An 18,532-nucleotide genomic window follows, 5' to 3' on the forward strand; every position below is an offset into this window, starting at 1 on the left:
CTTCGCCCGCGACGCCGCCGCCGCGGGGGTCGACGGACTGATCGTCGTGGACTGCCCGCCGGAAGAGGCCGGACCGCTGGCCCAGGCGCTGGACGCCGCCGACATGTCGCTGATCCGGCTGGCCACGCCGACCAGCGACGACGAGCGGCTGAAGGTGATCGTCCGTGGCACCTCCGGCTTCGTCTATTACGTCTCGGTGGCCGGCGTGACCGGGGTCAAGGAAGCCGACGAGCAGTCGGTCGCCCCGGCCGTGGCGCGCGTGCGCAAGGCCTCCGGCCTGCCGGTGGCGGTGGGCTTCGGCATCCGCACCCCGGAACGAGCCGCCGCCATCGCGCGGGTGGCCGACGCCGCGGTGGTCGGGTCGGCCCTGGTGGACGAGGTCGCCGCTGCGTTAACCATGAACAAAGACGTGACTGTGCAAGTGCTTTCCAAAGTTGATTCCTTAGCTAAGGCTGTCCGCTCCGCGAGGATCGGACAGACGGTCTAGACCATGGCGATGGCTGAGCAGAGAAACGACAAGCCCGGACGGATCTCGGCGCCGACCCCCCGCGAACGCGGCGGCTGGCTGGCCAAGATCGCGCCCGGCGTGCGCAATGCGTTCACCAAGCGCGAGACGCCCGAGAACCTGTGGGTCAAGTGCCCCGACACCGGGGAAATGCTCTATCGCCCCGACCTGGAGGCGGCGCTGTGGGTGACGCCGGCCGGCAGCCACATGCGGGTGGGGACCCAGCTGCGGCTGCGCTACACCTTCGACGAGGGGCGCTACGAGCGCATCGCCTCGCCGACCTCGCCCGACGATCCGCTGAAGTTCCCCGACGAGAAGCCTTATGGGGAGCGGCTGAAGGCCGCCCGCAAGGCCACCGGCGAGCAGGACTCCATGGCCATCGCCGTGGGCGAGATCCAGGGCCAGCCCGTGGTGGCGATCGTGCAGGACTTCGCCTTCATGGGCGGGTCGCTGGGCGTCGGCGCCGGAGAGACCTTCATCAAGGCCGCCAAGGAGGCCGCGAAGCGCGACGTGCCGCTGGTGATCTTCACCGCCTCGGGCGGGGCGCGGATGCAGGAGGGGACGCTGTCCCTGATGCAGATGGCGCGGACCACGGTGGCGCTGAACGAGGTGAAGGCCGCGGGCCTGCCCTACGTCGTCGTGCTGACCGACCCCACCAGCGGCGGGGTGATGGCCTCCTACGCCATGCTGGGCGACGTGCAGCTGGCCGAGCCCAACGCCATGGTGGCCTTCGCCGGCCGCCGGGTGATCGAGCAGACCATCCGCGAGACCCTGCCGCCGGGTTTCCAGCGCGCCGAGTTCCTGATGGAGCGCGGCATGATCGACAAGGTGGTGACCCGCAAGGAGATCCCCGAGGTGCTGGGCGCGATCCTGAAGATCCTGATGGCGGGGCGGACGCGTTCGCTGGCGGCATGACTGGCCATGCGTCCTTCTCCCCTTGCGGGAGAAGGTGGCCTGCGGAGCAGGCCGGATGAGGGGTCTCGCAGAATTCTCCATCTGGCTTGGGTGTTCGTCGCGGGACCTCCGCGCGCCGCCTCATCCGTCGGCCTGTCGGCCGCCACCTTCTCTCGCAGGGGGAGAAGGGTCGGGTCTTGCCCATGTATGACGAGCTCCACGCCTTCGAGCGGACGGTCGCGCGGCTGCGGGACCGGTTCCCCAGCCTGATCGACCTGTCCACCGGCCGCATCGAGCGGCTGCTGGAGCGGCTGGGGCGGCCGCAGGACCGCATGGGGCCGGTGATCCATGTGGCCGGCACCAACGGCAAGGGCTCCACCGCCGCCTTCCTGCGGGCCATGGCCGAGGCCGCCGGCCTGAAGGCCCACGTGCTGACCTCGCCGCACCTGGTGCGGTTCGCGGAGCGGATCCGGGTGGCGGGCGCGCTGATCTCCGAAGCCGAGCTGGCCGCCCTGATCGACCGGATGATCGCGGTGAACGGCGAGGCGCCGATCAGCTTCAACGAGATCCTCACCGCCATGGCCTTCAAGGCCTTCGCGGAGACGCCGGCCGACGTGGCGATCGTCGAGGTGGGGCTGGGCGGGCGGTTCGATTCCACCAACGTCTTCGCCGCCCCGGCGGTCAGCGTGATCACCCCGATCGACTACGACCACCTGGAGCTGCTGGGGCCGGAGCTGGGCAAGATCGCCTGGGAGAAGGCGGGGATCGTCAAGGCCGGCCGTCCCGTCGTCTGCGCCCGCCAGCCGGAGGCGGCGCTGGCGGCCATCGAGGCGGAGGCGCAGGCGCTGGGCGCGCCGCTGATGCTGATGGGCCGCGACTTCGACGCCTGGGAGGAGCGGGGCCGGTTGATGGTGCAGGCGCCCGACCGGCTGCTGGACCTGCCGGCGCCCAGCCTGCCGGGCGCGCACCAGTTCGCCAACGCCGGCGTGGCGGCGATGGCGGCGCTGGCCTGGGGCCACCCCAGGCTGGACGAGGCTGCGATCGGCCGCGGCGTGGCCGGCGCGGTCTGGCCGGCGCGGTTCCAGCGGCTGACGGCCGGGCCGCTGGCGGCGCTCTGCCGGGCGCGGGGGTCAGACCTCTGGCTCGACGGGGGGCACAACCCGCACGCCGGCCAGGCGCTGGCGGACACGGTGGGCAAGCTGGCGGCGCGGGACGGGCGGCCGGTGGCGCTGGTGGTGGCGATGTACGGGCGCAAGGACGCCCAGGGCTTCTTCGCGCCGTTCAAAGGTGTGGTCGCACAGGCGGCCAGCACCACCTTCGACAGCCCGAACGCCGCCTCGGCGGACGAGCTGGCCGAGGCGGCGCGGGCGGCCGGGCTGGAAGCGGCGGCGTTCCCGGACGTCGAGGCCGCCGTGCGCGCGGTGCTGGCCGCCGAGGGCCCGGCGCCGCACGTGCTGATCTGCGGCGGCCTGCACTTCGCCGGCGAGGTGCTGGCGATGAGCCCGGAGACCTGGCCGGTTTGAGGGCGCAAGCCATCATCAAACCGCTCATCCCGGCGACCCCTGCAGGCTTAAGTTAGCGCCTATGGGCCTTCGCCGGGGTGAGCGGTGAAATTAAGCCGAGCCGATCTTGCTCACGCCGCCGACTTCACGCCGGCCTCGGAGAGCCATTCGAGGATCTTCTGCTTGGGCATGGCGCCGACCTTCATGGCGGTCATCTGGCCGTCCTTGAACAGCATCATGGTCGGGATGCCACGCACGCCGTAGCGGGAGGGGGTGGTGGGGCTTTCCTCGATGTTGAGCTTGGCCACGGTCACCTGGGTCCCCAGCTCCTCGGCGATCTGCTCCAGGGCGGGGGCGATCTGCTTGCACGGACCGCACCACTCGGCCCAGAAATCCACCAGGACCGGACGGTCGGACTGCAGGACATCCTTCTCGAAGGACTGGTCGGTGACTTGCACGGTGCTCATAGGCTTTGTCCTTTCGCGCCCGGGCCGTTGACGCCGGCCCACGCTTCTTGATCCGCCATGTAAGCAGGCGCCGACGCCCGATCAACCGGTACGGCCCAGCTCGGCAAGGGCTTGGGCCATAAGGTTTTCTGGAACCGCCATCAGCTTCGGGCCGTCGGTCCAGACCAGCGCCGCCTCGATGGCGCGGTCGGGGAACACCTCGCCCAGGACGGCGGCGTAGATGGCCATCTGCCGGACGTAGGCCGGGTCGGCGTCGGCGATGACGGCGGGCGAGGGGCGGTTGGTCTTGAAGTCCACCACCAGCACCCGGTCGGGCAGCACCACCAGCCGGTCGATGCGGCCGGAGACGGCGAGGCCGGCGGGCAGGCGGGCGGAGGTCCCGGCCACCGCCACCTCGGCCCGGCCGCCGGGGCCGAACACCCGGGCGAAGCGGGCGTCCTCCAGGACGGAGAAGGCGGCGGTGATCATCTCGGCGCGCTGGGCGTCGGTCAGGCCGCGCTCGCGGTCCAGCAGGGCCTGGGCGGCGGCGATCCGGCCGGCCTCGGGGATGTCGGGCAGCAACTGCAGCAGCCGGTGGATCAGGTCGCCGCGGCGGAAGCGGCCGAGGCCGCCCTGGCGGGCCAGGGGCGAGGGGGCGGGCGCGTCGTCCACCGCCCCGATCTGCGAGGGCGAGGCGTAGCGGGCGTAGGCCTGGGCCGGCGCGGCCTGGGTGAGCCAGGCCGGGGCGGCGGCGGCGGGCGCGGCGGCCCACGCCGCCGGGCCCAGCACCTCGGGGTCGGGGCCATAGCGGCGGGCGACCACCATCCCGCAGGCGGCCTCGCGGACGCGGGGGGCGATGTGGTCGTGGCCGAAGGCGGCGGCGATCTTCTCCCACCAGCCCTTCAGGTTCTGCTCCTGGCGGTTGGCGGCGAGGCGGCCGCAGATCACCAGCCGGTCGCGGGCGCGGGTGAGGGCCACGTAGAGCAGGCGCTGGGCCTCGGCGTCCTCCCTGGCGGCGCGGCGCTCGCGGGCTGCGGCGGAGGCGACGCAGTCGGCGGCCTTGGCCGTGCACCACAGCACGCCGCCGTCCTCGGTTTCCAGCAGCGGCGAGCCGCGGGCGGCGGACTGTAGGGCGGCCTCGGGCAGGAAGACGATGGGCGCCTCCAGGCCCTTGGCGCCGTGGGCGGTCATCACCCGCACCTCGTCGCGGCCGGCCTCCATCTCGCGCTTGACCACGATGTCGAGGCTGGCGAAGGCGGCGACCAGGCTCTCCAGGTCTTCGATCCCCCGGGCCTCGGCGGCGAGGATCTGGGCCAGGAACTCGTCCAGTGCGTCCTCCGCCTCGCGGCCCAGCCGGCGAAGCAGGCGCGCGCGCATCGAACGGCCGGCGGCGTCCCGGGCGATGAGGGCGAGGCGGAAGAACTCGAATGGGCGGCGGGTGCGGCTGGTCGCCATCACGGTCTGCAGGAACGCCAGCGAGGCGGCCCAGGCGGCGTCCTCGCCGGCGCGGGCCTGCAGGGCGTCCCACAGGCTGGCGGGGCGGCCCTTGGCCAGGCGGTAGAGGCCTTCGTCGTCGACATCGCAGAACGGGCTGCGCAGCAGGGCGGCGAGCGTCAGGTCGTCGGCGGGGAACAGGGCGAAGCGGGCCAGCGCCATCAGGTCGTCGAAGGCGATGTGGCCGGACAGCGACAGGCGGTCGGCGCCGCCCACCGGCAGGCCCGCCTGCTTCAACGCGCGCAGGATGTCCTCGAAGAGCGCGCCCCTGCGCCGCACCAGGATCAGCACGTCGCCGGCGGTGGCGGGGCGCCAGACGCGCAGGTCCTTGTCGTAGACCGCGTCGCCGCGGGCGATCAGGTCGCCGATCTCGCAGGCGATGGCCTGGGCCAGGCGGCGGTTGGCGCTTTCCTCGCCCTCGGCGTCGAGGGGCGCGTCCCAGGCCCCGCGGTCCTCGCCCTTCGGTTCGCGCATCAGCGGCCAGACGTCGACGCAGCCGTGATGGCCGTCGCGCCGCGGGACGTGGGCCAGCGGCCCGTCGTTGGGGGGCACGCCGGCCTCGAACACCACGTCGACGAAGGACAGCACCTCGAGCGTGGAGCGCCAGGAATCCACCAGCGGCACTACCTCGCCGTCGCGGCCGGCGGCGGCGATGCGGGCGATGTAGCCGGCGGTCTCCTCGCGAAGGCGGGCCGGGTCGGCGCCCTGGAAGGAGTAGATCGACTGCTTCTCGTCGCCGACCACGAACACCGTGCGCTGCAGGTCGGCGCGCAGCGCGACCCCGGCGCCGGCGAAGAACTCGCCGGTCAGCGCCCGGACGATGGTCCACTGCTCGGGCGCGGTGTCCTGCGCCTCGTCCACCAGGATGTGGTCGACGCCGCCGTCCAGCTTGTAGAGCACCCAGGCGGCGGCCGGGCTGTCGGCCAGCAGGGCGCAGGTCTTCTCCACCAGGTCGGCGAAGTCCAGCGCGCCGGCGCTCTCCTTCTCGATGCGGTAGGCTTCGAGGTAGGCCGCGGCCAGCGTCAGGGCGCCCGCGGTGTCGGCGGCGACGCGGGCGCCGCGCAGGCGCTCGCGGACGATCGCCAGGCGGTCCTGCTCGTCCAGCAGGCCGGCGCGCAGGGGTTCGTGGGCCTTCAGGGCGCCGGTCTTGAAGACCCACGCGACGGGCGTCCCCTCGCCGCCGTCGATGAACAGGGCGGCCAGCGCGCCCGTCAGGCTAGGCTCGGCGGCGACGGCGCGCAGGCGCAGGGCGTTCTTCTGGTCAGCGACGCCGCCCTGCGCCAGAACGTCGGCGGCCTGGTTCCACAGCCGGGTGTCGAGGGCGGCGAGCGCCTCGGCCTCCAGCCGCTCGGGATCGCAGCCGGGCTCCAGGCCGCAGGCCGCCCAGGCCCATGCCGCGGCGTCGTCCCCCTGCGCCTTCAGGAAGACGGCCAGCGCCCCGCGCCGGGCTTCGAAGGCGGCGAACATGGCGTGGAACGAAGCGAAGTCGAGCGCCACGGAGAAGCGGGCGTAGGCCTCGGCCACCGGGCCTTCGCCCTTCAGCGCGTGGCGGGCGACGGCCTTGCGGGCGGCGGCGGCCACGGCGGCGGCGGCCGGGTCGTCCATCACCCGGAAGCCCGGGGAGACCTTGGCCTCCAGGGGGAAGCGGCGCAGCAGCTTCTCGCAGAAGGCGTGGATGGTCTGGATCTTCAGGCCGCCGGGGGTCTCCAGCGCCTGGGCGAACAGGGCGCGGGCGCGGGAGAGGTCGCCGTGGTCCAGCTGGGCGCCGTCGCCCAGCAGCTCGGACAGGCTGTCGCCGAGGGCGTCGTCGGCCAGCACCGACCAGCCGCCCAGGCGGCCGAACAGCCGCCGCTGCATCTCGGCGGCGGCGGCCTTGGTGTAGGTGACGCAGAGGATGGTCTCCGGCCTGACGCCGGCCAGCAGCAGGCGCGCCACCCGGTCGATCAGGGTCTTGGTCTTGCCCGACCCGGCGTTGGCGGTGACGAAGGCCGACCGCCGCGGGTCGGCGGCCCGGCGCTGGGGATCGTCGAGGAGGAGAGTGTCAGGCATGGCGGCCCCTCTTTCCTTCCACGTCCCGCAGAGGACGGGGGAGGTGGCGCGCCCCGAAGAGGGCGTGACGGAGGGGGCGGCGACCGCACTGCAGAACCCGCGCCCCTTCCACCGCCCGATCTTCGGGACGGGGGAGGAAAAAGGAGAGGCCGCTCACGCCTCCTCCTCGCCGCTGGTCGACCATTCGAAGACGCGGGCCAGGTGGCCGTAGTCGCCGGCGTAGTCGTGGACGAACTGCGGGGCGGTGCGGGAGACGTAGGCTTGCGTCGGGTTCCAGTAGCGGGCGACCAGCTCGTTCAGGCCCTCGAAGGCGCGGCGGGCGGCGTCGGTCGCTTCGTCGCCCGCAAGCGCCCGGACCTCGACGCGGCCGGCGGGCTTGCGCCCGGTGACCTCCAGGTAGGTGAGGTCGCCGGGGGTCAGCGGTCCCAGGTCCTGGAAGCCGCCGCGGGCCAGGATGGCGGCGGTGAGGGTCAGCTGCGGCGAGAAGCCGGCGTCCACCATCTTCCGCGAGGGGGCGCGGCCGGTCTTGTAGTCGAGGATGTGGCCGTGGCCGTCGATGGTGGATTCGATGCGGTCGGCCTTGGCGGTGACGGTGAAGGCGCGGCCCTCGACCTCGAAGGTCAGCCGGCCCTCGGTCTCCACATGGATCCTGCAGCCGCCGGCGCGGCGGGAGGCCTCCAGCCCGGCGACCCATTGGGCGGCTTCGCGGGCCAGCGCCGTCTCACGGGCCAGGGCCTCGTGCGGCATGCCGGCGGCGACCAGCGCCTCCAGGTAGAAGCCCTCGAACAGCGCGGCGGCGTCGTCCGGCAGGGCGTCGGGGTGGGCGCGGGCGAAGCGTTCGAAGGCGGCGTGGATGGCCGTGCCGCGGGCGCGGGCCTCCACCGGCTCGTCGGGACGCTCCAGGGGGAACAGCCGCAGGATGTCGCGGGCCCAGACGGCGTAGGGGTCGCGGGTCAGGGCCTCGACGCGGGTGACGGCCAGGCGGGTGGGGCGGTCGGCCACCGGCGGGACGGGGGCGGGCCGGCGGGCGGGACTGTAGCCGTCGGGGGCGTCGAGGCGGCGGGCCCAGTCGAGGATCTCCGGCCGGCCGGGCAGGACGGCGCCGGCGCCGCGGGCCAGGGTCTCCAGCCGCCAGAGCCAGCGGGACTTGATGGCCGGCGCGCCCTCGCGGCGCTCGGCATGCACCAGGGTGACGTCCGGGGCGCAGGCGGCCTGGGCGAAGTCGTGGGCGGCGAGGCCGACCCGGCGCTCGGGCGAGGGCAGGCCCAGGCGGGCGCGCATCGGGCGCGACAGGAAGGGGTCGAGGCCGGCGCCGCGGGGCCAGACGCCCTCCTCCAGCCCGGCCAGGACCAGCCGGTCGGCGCGGATCAGCCGGGCCTCGATGGCGCCCAGGATGCGGATCTGCGGATGGCTGGCGACGCCGGCGCGCACCACTTCGCCGGCCGTCAGCCGGGCGAGCAGGTCGGCGAAGCCGCGGCGGCTGGCGGGGGGCAGGCCCTCGGACTCGTCGATCAGGCCGGAGAGCAGGCGGCCCAGGGCCTCGCCGCCGGGGCCGGCCCAGAGGTCGCCGAGGGCGCCCATGTCGTCGGCGGCGAAGGCCTCCATCGCCTGGGCCAGGGCGCGGGCCGCGTCGGCGGGGGCGGCCTCGTCGTCTTCGCCGAAGGTTTCGGCGAGGGCGTCGAGGATATTCCGTAGGCGGACGGCCAGGCGGAGCGCGCCTTCGCGGGCGGCCATGTCCTTCTCCCCCTGCGGGAGAAGGACTCGCTGCAGCCTGGCTTCGAGATCCTCCCAGCTGTGCAGGCGGGGGCCGCGGAGGCCGTGGCGCTCCAGGGCCTCGGCGTGGCGGGCCAGGGCGCCGGGGGACAGGCCGAGGCGGGTGAAGGGGTGCTTCAGGGCCGCCAGCAGGGTCACCGGGTCGAGGGGGTCGGCGGCGGCGCGGGCCAGCAGGCCGGCCAGCACGCCGCAGCGGCAGCCGGCCAGGGCCTCGCCGGCCGAGGAATCGGCGATGACGCCCCAGCGGGCCAGGGCGGCGGCGACCCGGCGGGCCAGCACCTGGTCCGGCGTGACCAGGGCGGCGGTGCGGCCCGGGGTCTCCAGGGTCTCGCGCAGCAGCAGGGCGCAGGCGGCGGCCGCCTCCTCCTCGGTGGCGGCGGTGACGACGGAGAGGCCCTTCAGCCCCTCGGCCACCGGGTCGAGGCGGTCGGCGTCGGCCTCCTGGCGCAGGGTGTCGATGACCCCCAGCCAGTCGGCGGTGGATTGCGCCGGGCGCAGGGCCTCGTTGACGATGCGGCGGCGCCAGCGGCCCTGGGCCTGGAAGCCGAGCGAGGCCGGCCAGACGGCCACGGCTTCGCGCGGCGTGCGGGCGCGGGCCAGCAGCAGCTTCATGGCGCCCTGCGGATGCTGGTCGTCCACCTGGCTCCAGGCGGCCTCGGCCAGGCTGTCGTCCAGGCCGGGCAGGACGACGGCGCCGCGGGGGGCGGCGGCGATCACCGCCAGCAGGTCGGCGCTGACCGGCACGGTGCCGGTGGAGCCGGCGGCGATCAGCACCCCGGGCGGGGGGGCCGCGTCCCAGGTCTCGGCCAGGCGGCGGAGCAAGAGGATGCGGCGCTCGCTGACGTCGACGACGCCCAGCTCCGCCAGGCGGCGCGGCCAGGCCTCCAGGGCGGCCTCGAGGAACTCGCGGGAGACGCGCCAGTGCGCGGCGAGGTCGGCGTCCACCAGGTCGGCCAGGCCCTCGTCGGCGGCGATCTCCTCGATCTGCAGGCTGTCCAGGAAAGCGCCCAGGGCGTCGGCCAGCTCCAGGGCCGCGGCGGCGGTGAGCCGGCGGCCGAGCAGGCCCTGGCGGGCGTGGACCAGGCGGACCAGCTCGAAGCGGCGGCGCAGGGGGTCGATGGCGACGGGCAGGCCGAGCGCGATGTCGCCGGGCTCGAACGGCGGCTCGCCCTCCTCCAGGTCGCCCAGGGGCCGCATCTGCGGCGGCAGCACGGCGCGGCCTTCGGCGGCGGCCACGAAGGCGTCGGCCAGCGCCCGGACGCTGCGGCGGCTGGGGACCAGGACCACGGCCTCGGAGAGGGCGGAAGGACCCAGGGGGGCCAGCGCGGCGTAGAGGCCCCGCGCCAGGTCCTCGGCGAAGGGCCGATGGGCCGGGATGCTGAACCAGCGCGGTCCGGGACGATCGAAGAGGACGGAAGGGCTCACCGTGGCCGGTGATAGCAGATGCGGGAGAGTCGGGGGATGGGATTGCGGGGAACGGCTCCCGCCTGCGTCGCCTCGCCTGCTTAGCAATGGCCGCGCTTGTGGTAGGGTGGCGCGGGGCAAGCCCTTACCACCCGACCCGGGAGATCGACCGCGCGATGCCGAACGGCGCCGCCACAGCCCACCTGCTGCACCCGAAGCTCAGCACGACGCTGCGCGAGGGTTACGGCCTGGAAGACCTGCGCAAGGACGCCCTGGCCGGATTGACCGTGGCCATCGTCGCCCTGCCACTGTCCATGGCCATAGCGGTCGCCTCCGGGGTGGGCCCAGAGCGCGGGGTGGCTACGGCGGTCGTCGGCGGTTTCGTGGTCTCCGCCCTGGGGGGCACCCGCTACCAGATCGGCGGGCCGGCCGGGGCGTTCATCGTCCTGGTGGCCGCCACCGTCAGCCGGTTCGGGATCGAGGGCCTGCTGCTGACGGTGCTGATGTCGGGGCTGATGCTGACCTTGCTGGGGCTGCTGCGGCTCGGCGGGCTGATCCGGCATATTCCGCATGCGGTGACGGTGGGCTTCACCGGCGCCATCGCGGTGACCATCCTCGCCAGCCAGCTGAAAGACCTCGGCGGCCTGACCCTGGCGGGGCCGGAGCCGGGCCCGCTGCTGCCGAAGCTGGCGGCGCTCGTGCAGGCGCTGCCGACCGTGCATCCGGCGTCGGTGCTGACCGGCGTGGCGGTGGCCGGGCTGATCTTCTGGCTGCGTCGGGTCCGGCCGACCTGGCCGGGGATGCTGATCGCCGTGGTCCTGGCCTCCCTGGTCGCTGCGGCGCCGCACGTAGGGCTGGAGACGGTGGGCGACCGGTTCGGCGCCATGCCGCGCGGCCTGCCCATGCCGCGGCTGCCTGCGATGTCGTGGCGCCTGGCGCTCGCCGTGCTGCCCGCGGCGATCTCCTTCACCCTCTTGGGAGCCGTAGAGAGCCTGCTGTCGGCCAAGGTCGCCGATTCGATGACCGGGCGGGTGCACCGCTCCAGCATGGAGTTGATCGCCCAGGGGCTGGCCAACGTCGCCTCGCCGATGTTCGGCGGCGTCAGCGTGACCGGGACCATCGCGCGGACCGCCACCAACATCCGCGCCGGGGCGCGCAGCCCGCTGGCCGGGATCTTCCACGCGGTCTTCCTGCTGGCGTTCATTCTCGTGGCCGGGTCACTGGCCGGCTTCGTACCGCTGGCGGCCCTAGCCGGGGTGCTGGTGGTGGTGGCCTGGAACATGGCCGAGAAGGCGGAGTTCATCCGCCTGCTGCGCGACTGGCGCGGGCCCGGCGCAGTGCTGGCCGCGACCTTCGGCCTGACCCTGGTGAAGGACCTGACCACCGGCATCCTCGCCGGCTGCGCCGTGGCGGTGGTGCTGGCGGTCGCGAAGCGGGTCCGGGCGGGGCGCGGGCCTAGGTCAACCCAGCGGCCGTCGCTTTAGCTCGCCTCTCCCAGCAGCGCCTCGGCCGCGTCGCGGGCGGCGGGGTCGCCGACGTGCATCCAGAAGGCCTGCATCGGCGCGCCGTGCAGGCGGCCCTTGGCCTGCAGCTCGTGCCAGACGGGGACGATGGAGAAGGCGCCGTCGCCCTGGCCGTCGAGGATCTGCGGCTTGAGGATGCCGAAGCCGACGTTGGCGAAGGGGGTGACCACGTCCGGGTCGGTGGAGTGGGTGAGGCGGCCCTCGGCGTCGCGCAGGAAGCCCTGCGGACCTTCGAAGCCGATGCCGTTGCCCCGGGCGACCAGCAGCAGCAGCAGGTCCATGCGGGCCGGGTCCCAGGCCAGCTTGAGGCTCTCCAGCGCCGGCGCGCCTTCCTCCAGCCAGAGCGAGTCGATGTTGGCGACGAAGATCGGGTCCTCGCCGAGCAGGCGGCGGGCGCGTTGGATGCCGCCGCCGGAATCCAGCAGGGCGGTCCGCTCGTCGGAGACCAGGATCTCCAGGTCCTTGCGGGCGGCCAGGTGGGCTTCGACCTGATCGGCGAAGTGGTGGACGTTGACCACGGCGCGGCGGACGCCCGCCGCCGCCAGCTTGTCGAGGGTGCGGTCCAGAAGGGTGCGGCCGGCGACCTCGACCAGCGCCTTGGGGCGACGGTCGGTGAGCGGGCGCATGCGGGTGCCGAGGCCCGCGGCCAGCACCATGGCGGTGGAAGGGCCGGGCGTCCCGGGACCGGGCGGCGTCGTCACAGGCGGGCCTCGGGAGGCACATAGCGGTCGAACCACGCCTTGAGCCCGGCCAGCGCCGGGTCGGCCAGGTTGCGTTCGAGGTAACGCCAGGTGCGCGGCATGTAGTCCCGGTATTGCGGCCGGCCGAGCAGCACCTGGCGGGCGAAGACCCGGCCGAGGATGCGCGCGGCGTTGGAGGCGGCGAGTGCGCGGTAATCGGTCAGGAACGCACTACGGTCAAGCTCCGGCCGCGCCGCCAGGAAGCGGTCGAGCATCGCCGCCTCCAGCTCGGGCGAAACGTCGCGGCGGGCGTCCTGCAGCAGGTGGGTGAGGTCCCAGGCCGGATGGGCGCGCAGGGCGTCCTGGAAGTCCAACAGGCCCACACGGGCGGGGCCCTTGCGGTCCGGCAGCCAGAGCAGGTTCTGGGCGTGGAAGTCGCGGTGGGTGAAGACCCCGGCTCCGGCCTCGCCCCGCACCCAGACCGGCGCCCAGAGCAGGTCCCACTCCGCGACCGCCCCGGCGGGATAGGCGCCGGCGCCGATGAACTGCGGCCACCATTCCAGGAAGGCGTCGGTTCCCACCTTCAGCGCCAGGGTGTCGTAGGAGAGCAGCGGCCATTTCACCCCGTCGAAGGCCAGGACGTCCGGCGGCGTCTCGGCCTGCAGGGCGGCCTGCACGTCCACCGCCGCCTCGTAAAGCGGGCGCTCGGGTTCGCCCCCGGCGATCAGGGTGGCGAACAGGCCGTCGCCGAGGTCCTCCAGCACCGCCAGCCCCTCGGCGACGTCATAGGCGGCGATCTCCGGGGCGGAAAGGCCGCGGGCGCGCAGGTAGGCGGCGGTGGCCACGAAGGCGGCGACGGAGCCGGCGGCCAGACGCGCGGCGGCGTTGTAGCCCTGGGTCAGGCGCTCGGCCTCCGTGGCGTCCGGGCCGCAGACGGCGGCCTCCACCGGCGGCTGGTCCATGAAGATCAGCCGCCGGCCGTTCGCCAAGTGCAGGCGCTCGTAGCGGCGGGTGGAGGCGTCGCCGGACAGCGGCTCGCGGCGGGCGGCGCCGAAGGCGTGGGCCTGCAGGAACCGGGCTTTCAGGGCTTCGCGGTCAGAACTCAAGCGTGCGGCCCTCCCAGGCGCCGGCGGGGGCGAGGCGCGCCCGCCGCGCGGTCCCTTCCAGGCGAATCTCTATATCGAGTCGATCCGGCGGAAGGCGACCCTGCAGGCGCTCCGGCCATTCGATGACGGCGGCGCCGTGGTCCAGCGCCTCGTCCAGGCCGATCTCGTAGGCCTCGTCCGGATCGGTGAGGCGGTAGAGGTCGAAGTGGGCCACCGCCAGCCCCGCGGTTCCCTCGTAGAACTGCACCAGGGTGAAGGTGGGGCTGGGCGCCTCCTCGTCCGGGGTGGTCAGCGCGCGGACCAGGGCGCGGGCCAGCACCGACTTGCCGGCGCCCAGCGGGCCGGAGAGGCAGACCGCGTCGCCGGGACGCAGGCTGCGGGCGACCGCGGCGCCGAGCCTGCGGGTGTCGGCCTCGTGCGGCAGGGCGAATTCGGCGGGCAGGGCGGTCATGCGAAGGCCCGGTCGGGATCGGCGGCCAGGGCCTGCTCCACATGCGCCTTGAGGCGGGCGACGGCCTCGGCGGGATCGGCGGGCAGGGCGTCGGGCGCGATCGGCGGGCCGATGGTCAGGGTGAAGGCGCGGCCGCGCTTGTTGAGCATCTCGTGGAACAGGGTGATGTCGCGCAGCTCGCCGGACACCCGGTCGAAGGCGTGGAACAGGCGCGACGCAGGGCCGGTCAGCCGCACCGGCAGGATCGGGGCGGCATATTTCCGGGCGATGGAGATTGCGCTGGGCGCCCAGGGCGGGTCGGCAAGGCCGCCGCCGGGCGCGCGGCGGGCCAGCCGGCCGGCGGGGAAGATCACCAGGGCGCGCCCGGCCTCCAGGACCTGGCGGGTGAGCTGCAGGGTCAGCCGGGTGCGCTCGCGGGTGCGCTTGGCCTCCACCCACTCCACGGGGATCAGCACCTCGTCGAAGCGCGGGACGACCCGGTGGGCGTCGGCGTTGGCGTAGAAGCAGAGGTCGGGCCGCCGGTCCTTCAGCGCGTCGTAGACCGCCAGGCCGTCGGCCAGGCCGGTGGGATGGTTGGCGACGACGACGAGGCGGCCCTGGGGGGGGACGCGGTCGATTCCCTCGACTGTCAGCTTCAGGTCCAGCCGGCGGGAGACCAGGTCGAGGGCGGCGCGGCCGGGGAGGGGCGCGATGGCCTCGGCCATGCGCCGGGCCTTGCCGTAGTCGAGCAGGGCGTAGAGCAGCGGGCGGACCAGCGGCCAGGCGCGGCCGGACGAGAGCTTCGGCGCCCGCTCGGCGATCAGCACGTCGACGATGTGGTCGTGGCGGGCCTGCCGCGGCAGGGCGCCGACCGAGGGGGCGAGCGTCATGGGCTGCAGGATGCTTGGCCGCCTGCGCCGCCGCAAGCGCTAGGCCGGGCGGCCGGTCGGGCCTAGGCTTGCACCAGGGTTCGCGAGGGCTTGCGATGAAGCGCTTGAGGCTATGGCTCGGGCTGGGGCTGGCGATGTTCGTCCTGGGCGGGGCGGGGTTCGGCTGGTGGTTCTATGACCTGCGCTGGCGGCCGCACGACATCGCCCGCGACCCGGCGGAGATCGCCCGCATCCTGGAGGGCGCGGGCTGGGTCTCGCCCGGGCTGACCGGGCCGAAGCTCTACATGGTGGGATTCAGGAGCTGCCCGGACTGCATCCGCTTCAAGGCCGAAGCCTTCCCGGCGCTGCATGCGGCGGGCGTCGACACCCGGGTGATCGAGGTGGCGCGGCGCGACGTGAACGGCCTGGCCAGGTCCACTCCGGCCGAGCGGGCGACGGTGGCCGAGCTGTGGGCCAACCGCCGCTGGGCGCTGATGGAGGCCTGGGACAAGGTCCCGCCGGAGGCCTGGACCGCGCCCGGGATCGCCCCGGCCGACGGCGACGCGGGGCGCACCGCCATCGTCGAGGCCGGGCGGACGATGGTCGACCAGCTCACGCCGCTGCTGGCGAAGAACGGCGTCCGCTTCGCCTATCCGACGCTCATCTGGTGGACGCGGGAGGGCAAGATGCGCGGCTGCGCCTGCGAGAAGCGGCAGAGCTACCGCTCCGTGCTGAAGGAGCTGGGGGCGGAGTAGACGGGGCTACTTGTAGAGGCCGCCCTTGGCGATCTCGCGGTTGCGCTCGACTGTGCGGCGGCCCTGGCCGCGTTCGGCCTCGGTCTTGTCGGGGCGCCGGGTGTGGTTTTCGCCGTGGATGGCCTTGGGGTCAGGCTCGCCCCAGTCGTCCTGCGGGTTTGCGGGCTCGGCGGCGGGCTCGGGGTGGGGTTCGGCCATGAGCGTCCTTCCTGCTGATCGCCCCGCCACGTAAACAGGCGAGTTGCCGCCCACGTTCCGCGCCTGTAGGGGGCGGAGCGATGCCGAGCGCCCTCCTGGAAGCCTATGACGCCCGCCTGCAGACGGGCGAGATCCGCCCCGACCCGGCGCAGCGGGCGGGGCTGGACGCGCTTGCGCGGCTGGAGGGCGAGCTGGCGGCGCAGCCCAACGGCATCGCGGCCCTGTTCCGCAAGCCGGAGCCCGCGCGGGGGGTCTATCTGTGGGGGCCGGTGGGGCGCGGCAAGTCGCTGCTGATGGACCTGTTCTACGAGGCGGCGCCGGCGGCGAAGAAGCGGCGCACGCACTTCCACGTGTTCATGGGCGATGTCCACCGGCTGATCGGCGCCTGGCGCACCGGCGACGCGGCCGCGCGCAAGGCCCGCTTCGGCCAGCACAGGGGGGACGATCCCATCGGGCCGGTGGCCGACGTGGTGGCGGAGGAGGCCCGGCTGCTCTGCTTCGACGAGCTGCAGGTGACCGACATCGCCGACGCGATGATCCTGGGCCGGCTGTTCGAGGCGCTGTTCGCCCGGGGCGTGACCCTGGTGGCGACCTCCAACCGGGTTCCCGACGACCTTTACCGGGACGGCATCAACCGCCAGCTGTTCCTGCCGTTCATCGCCCTCCTGAAGGAACAGATGGAGGTGGTGGCGGTGGCGGGGCCGCACGACTACCGGCTGGACCGCCTGCGTGCCGCGGGCACCTGGTTCTCGCCCGACGACCCCGACAACGCCGCGCGCTTCGACGCGCTGTGGCGCGACCTGCTGGCCGGCGAGGAGGAGAGCGGGGCGACGCTGGAGGTGCTGGGCCGCAAGGTGCACCTGCCGCACGCCTCGGGCGGGCTGATGCGGGGGTCGTTCGCCAGCCTGTGCGGGGTGGCGCTGGGCCCCAACGACTATGTGGCCATGGCCGAGCGGTTCCACACGGTGTTCCTGGAGGACGTGCCGAAGATGACCGCCGACCAGCGGGAGGCGGCGCGGCGGTTCGTGATCCTGATCGACGCCCTCTACGAGGCCCGGGCGCGGACCATCGTGCTGGCGGCGGGGGAGCCGCAGACGCTCTACCCGGCCGGCGACGGGGCGTTCGAGTTCGAGCGCACGGCCTCGCGCCTGGAGGAGATGCGCTCGGCGGACTGGCTGGAGGAGCGGTGACGTTGGTCCGAGCGCAAACGGTCGGGCGGAACGGCTACGGCGCCACCCCCGCGAAGGCCCATAGGCGGTAAGTCAATCCTCCAGGTTTCGCCGCAGGGCTTTTCCTCCCCCGTCCCGCAGAGGACGGGGGAGGAAAAGGCGCCTTCGCCCTTAAGTTACCGCCTATGGGCGAAGGCCGGGATGAGCGGATTTTGGTAGGCTTGCGCCCGGAGGAGCAGCGGCGTGTTCTACCCCTGCATCCTGGCGAGCCGGCGCAATGGGACGCTCTACACGGGCTCGACGGATGATCTGTCGAAGCGGGTGATGAGCACAAGGAGGACATGCGGCGCGGCTTCACGGCCAAATACGGCGTGCGCATGCTGGTCTGGTTCGAGTCCTACGAGCAGCGCGAGACCGCATTCCGGCGCGAGAGGCAGATCAAGGAATGGAAGCGCGTCCGGAAGCTGCGGCTGATCGAAGAGGGCAATCCCGACTGGCGCGACCTCTACGACGATCTGGACAACCTGCTGAGCTTCTGACCCGCCCCTCTCGTTGACACCCCGGGTCGGGGGCTTAAAAGCGGAGCCGCTTGCAAGCTCATCCCACGGCGACCACGAACAGATGACCACAGCCCCTCCGCGCGCGCGGCCGCTTTCGCCGCATCTCCAGGTCTGGCGGTTCCATGTGACCATGTGGGGGTCGATCCTGCACCGGGCCAGCGGGGCGGGGCTGTATGTCGGCGCCCTGATCCTGGCGGGCTGGGCGCTGTCGCTGGCGTCGGGGCCGGAGGCCTATGCGGCGTTCACCGCGATCCTGGGCTCGATCCCGGGCAAGGCGGTGATGTTCGCCCTGACGCTGGGGCTGTTCTACCACCTGTCGAAGGGGGTCCAGCACCTGACGTGGGACACCGGGCGCGGCTTCGCCCTGGCCTCGGCCAACGCCGGTTCGATCGCCTGCATCGTGATCTCGATCGTGGCCAGCCTGGCGGTCTGGGCCGCCGCGGCGATGATGGGAGCGCTCTGATGGACAGCTATCGCACGCCGCTGGCGCAGGCCCGGGGCCTGGGCTCCGCCAAGCACGGCGCCGGCCACTGGATCTCCGAACGGGTGAGCTCGGTGGCGCTCGTGCCGCTGTCGCTGTGGGGGGTCTACGCCGTCCTGAAGCTGGCCGGGACCGACTATGTGGGCGCGGCGGCCTGGATCGCCCATCCGCTCAACGCCACCCTGATGGCGCTGCTGGCGGTGGTCAGCTTCCAGCACATGCATGCCGGCATGCGGGTGATCGTCGAAGACTATTTCGAGGGGGCGCAGCGGGCGGTGATCCTGCTGGGCAACCTGTTCGTCTGCGTGCTGCTGGGCGCGCTGGCGGTGTTCTCCATCCTCAAGGTCGCGCTGGGAGGCGCTTGAGACGCACCATGGCGACGTATGAGTTCATCGACCACCAGTTCGACGTGGTGGTGGTCGGCGCCGGAGGCTCCGGCCTGCGCGCGGCGCTGGGCTGCGCCCAGGCCGGCCTGAAGACCGCCTGCATCTCCAAGGTGTTCCCGACCCGCTCGCACACCGTGGCCGCCCAGGGCGGCATCTCGGCGTCGCTGGGCAACATGGGCGAGGACGACTGGCGCTGGCACATGTACGACACCGTCAAGGGGTCGGACTGGCTGGGCGACCAGGACGCGATCGAATACCTGGTCCGCAACGCGCCGGCGGCGGTCTACGAGCTGGAGCACTGGGGCGTC

18 protein-coding genes are annotated in these 18,532 nt (G+C 73.5%); 10 read left to right on the forward strand and 8 right to left on the reverse strand.

Annotated features, from left to right (window positions below; all coding sequences use genetic code 11):
- The 3 genes from trpA to VGL30_RS18285 form a co-directional block, all read left to right on the forward strand.
- A partial coding sequence (gene trpA / locus VGL30_RS18275) for a tryptophan synthase subunit alpha (protein ID WP_331541460.1) occupies nt 1-487 on the forward strand: 487 nt, incomplete at its 5' end.
- Between the two features lie 3 nt (nt 488-490).
- Nucleotides 491-1,420: an acetyl-CoA carboxylase, carboxyltransferase subunit beta gene (accD, locus tag VGL30_RS18280; protein ID WP_331541461.1), complete on the forward strand. Its 930-nt coding sequence runs from the start codon at nt 491-493 to the stop codon at nt 1,418-1,420.
- Between the two features lie 182 nt (nt 1,421-1,602).
- Complete coding sequence (locus VGL30_RS18285) at nt 1,603-2,922, forward strand: folylpolyglutamate synthase/dihydrofolate synthase family protein (RefSeq protein ID WP_331541462.1); 1,320 nt, start codon at nt 1,603-1,605, stop codon at nt 2,920-2,922.
- Between the two features lie 110 nt (nt 2,923-3,032).
- On the opposite strand, the gene trxA is transcribed toward VGL30_RS18285, so the two are convergent.
- The 3 genes from trxA to addB form a co-directional block, all read right to left on the reverse strand.
- Nucleotides 3,033-3,368 carry a thioredoxin gene (gene trxA, locus VGL30_RS18290; protein WP_331541463.1) on the reverse strand — a complete coding sequence of 112 codons (336 nt, stop codon included), beginning with the start codon at nt 3,366-3,368 and terminating at the stop codon, nt 3,033-3,035.
- Between the two features lie 81 nt (nt 3,369-3,449).
- Nucleotides 3,450-6,890 (reverse strand): double-strand break repair helicase AddA, encoded by a 3,441-nt coding sequence (addA, locus tag VGL30_RS18295; protein ID WP_331541464.1) that lies wholly within the window; start codon nt 6,888-6,890, stop codon nt 3,450-3,452.
- Between the two features lie 153 nt (nt 6,891-7,043).
- The gene (gene addB / locus VGL30_RS18300) at nt 7,044-10,088 is read right to left on the reverse strand and encodes a double-strand break repair protein AddB (protein ID WP_331541465.1); all 3,045 of its coding nucleotides are present in this window, start codon (nt 10,086-10,088) and stop codon (nt 7,044-7,046) included.
- A 155-nt stretch (nt 10,089-10,243) separates the two neighbouring features.
- On the opposite strand from addB, the gene VGL30_RS18305 reads away from it, so the two are divergent.
- Nucleotides 10,244-11,551: a SulP family inorganic anion transporter gene (locus tag VGL30_RS18305; protein WP_331541466.1), complete on the forward strand. Its 1,308-nt coding sequence runs from the start codon at nt 10,244-10,246 to the stop codon at nt 11,549-11,551.
- On the opposite strand, the gene VGL30_RS18310 is transcribed toward VGL30_RS18305, so the two are convergent.
- Genes VGL30_RS18310 through VGL30_RS18325 form a run of 4 tightly spaced genes read right to left on the reverse strand, consistent with a single transcriptional unit; the run spans nt 11,548 to nt 14,696 of the window.
- Nucleotides 11,548-12,291: a nucleotidyltransferase family protein gene (locus VGL30_RS18310; RefSeq protein ID WP_331541467.1), complete on the reverse strand. Its 744-nt coding sequence runs from the start codon at nt 12,289-12,291 to the stop codon at nt 11,548-11,550. The two genes, VGL30_RS18305 and VGL30_RS18310, sit on opposite strands and share 4 nt — an antisense overlap.
- Nucleotides 12,288-13,376 (reverse strand): N-acetylmuramate/N-acetylglucosamine kinase AmgK, encoded by a 1,089-nt coding sequence (gene amgK / locus VGL30_RS18315; protein ID WP_331541468.1) that lies wholly within the window; start codon nt 13,374-13,376, stop codon nt 12,288-12,290. Before amgK ends, VGL30_RS18310 begins: the two co-directional genes overlap by 4 nt.
- Complete coding sequence (gene tsaE / locus VGL30_RS18320; protein WP_331541469.1) at nt 13,366-13,827, reverse strand: tRNA (adenosine(37)-N6)-threonylcarbamoyltransferase complex ATPase subunit type 1 TsaE; 462 nt, start codon at nt 13,825-13,827, stop codon at nt 13,366-13,368. Before tsaE ends, amgK begins: the two co-directional genes overlap by 11 nt.
- Nucleotides 13,824-14,696, reverse strand: coding sequence for a 1-acyl-sn-glycerol-3-phosphate acyltransferase (locus VGL30_RS18325; RefSeq protein ID WP_331541470.1), 873 nt, complete (start codon nt 14,694-14,696; stop codon nt 13,824-13,826). Before VGL30_RS18325 ends, tsaE begins: the two co-directional genes overlap by 4 nt.
- A gap of 95 nt (nt 14,697-14,791) precedes the next feature.
- On the opposite strand from VGL30_RS18325, the gene VGL30_RS18330 reads away from it, so the two are divergent.
- Entirely contained in the window at nt 14,792-15,430 is a 639-nt protein-coding gene (locus tag VGL30_RS18330; protein WP_331541471.1) for a hypothetical protein, read from the forward strand.
- A 6-nt stretch (nt 15,431-15,436) separates the two neighbouring features.
- Here VGL30_RS18330 and VGL30_RS18335 read toward each other — a convergent pair whose 3' ends face one another.
- Entirely contained in the window at nt 15,437-15,628 is a 192-nt protein-coding gene (locus VGL30_RS18335; protein ID WP_331541472.1) for a hypothetical protein, read from the reverse strand.
- Between the two features lie 80 nt (nt 15,629-15,708).
- Between VGL30_RS18335 and zapE the strand changes: the two genes are divergently transcribed.
- The 5 genes from zapE to VGL30_RS18360 form a co-directional block, all read left to right on the forward strand.
- Nucleotides 15,709-16,818 carry a cell division protein ZapE gene (gene zapE / locus VGL30_RS18340; protein WP_331541473.1) on the forward strand — a complete coding sequence of 370 codons (1,110 nt, stop codon included), beginning with the start codon at nt 15,709-15,711 and terminating at the stop codon, nt 16,816-16,818.
- 320 nt (nt 16,819-17,138) lie between these two features.
- Nucleotides 17,139-17,336 (forward strand): hypothetical protein, encoded by a 198-nt coding sequence (locus VGL30_RS18345; RefSeq protein ID WP_331541474.1) that lies wholly within the window; start codon nt 17,139-17,141, stop codon nt 17,334-17,336.
- An 82-nt stretch (nt 17,337-17,418) separates the two neighbouring features.
- Nucleotides 17,419-17,820 (forward strand): succinate dehydrogenase, cytochrome b556 subunit, encoded by a 402-nt coding sequence (gene sdhC / locus VGL30_RS18350; RefSeq protein ID WP_331541475.1) that lies wholly within the window; start codon nt 17,419-17,421, stop codon nt 17,818-17,820.
- Entirely contained in the window at nt 17,820-18,203 is a 384-nt protein-coding gene (gene sdhD / locus VGL30_RS18355; protein ID WP_331541476.1) for a succinate dehydrogenase, hydrophobic membrane anchor protein, read from the forward strand. The genes sdhC and sdhD overlap by 1 nt, the downstream gene beginning before the upstream one ends.
- Nucleotides 18,204-18,211: 8 nt before the next feature.
- The coding region (locus VGL30_RS18360; protein ID WP_331541477.1) for an FAD-binding protein at nt 18,212-18,532 on the forward strand (321 nt) is incomplete at its 3' end.

The sequence above is a fragment of the Phenylobacterium sp. genome (genome assembly GCF_036502675.1).
In the GTDB taxonomy this organism is placed as follows: domain Bacteria; phylum Pseudomonadota; class Alphaproteobacteria; order Caulobacterales; family Caulobacteraceae; genus Phenylobacterium.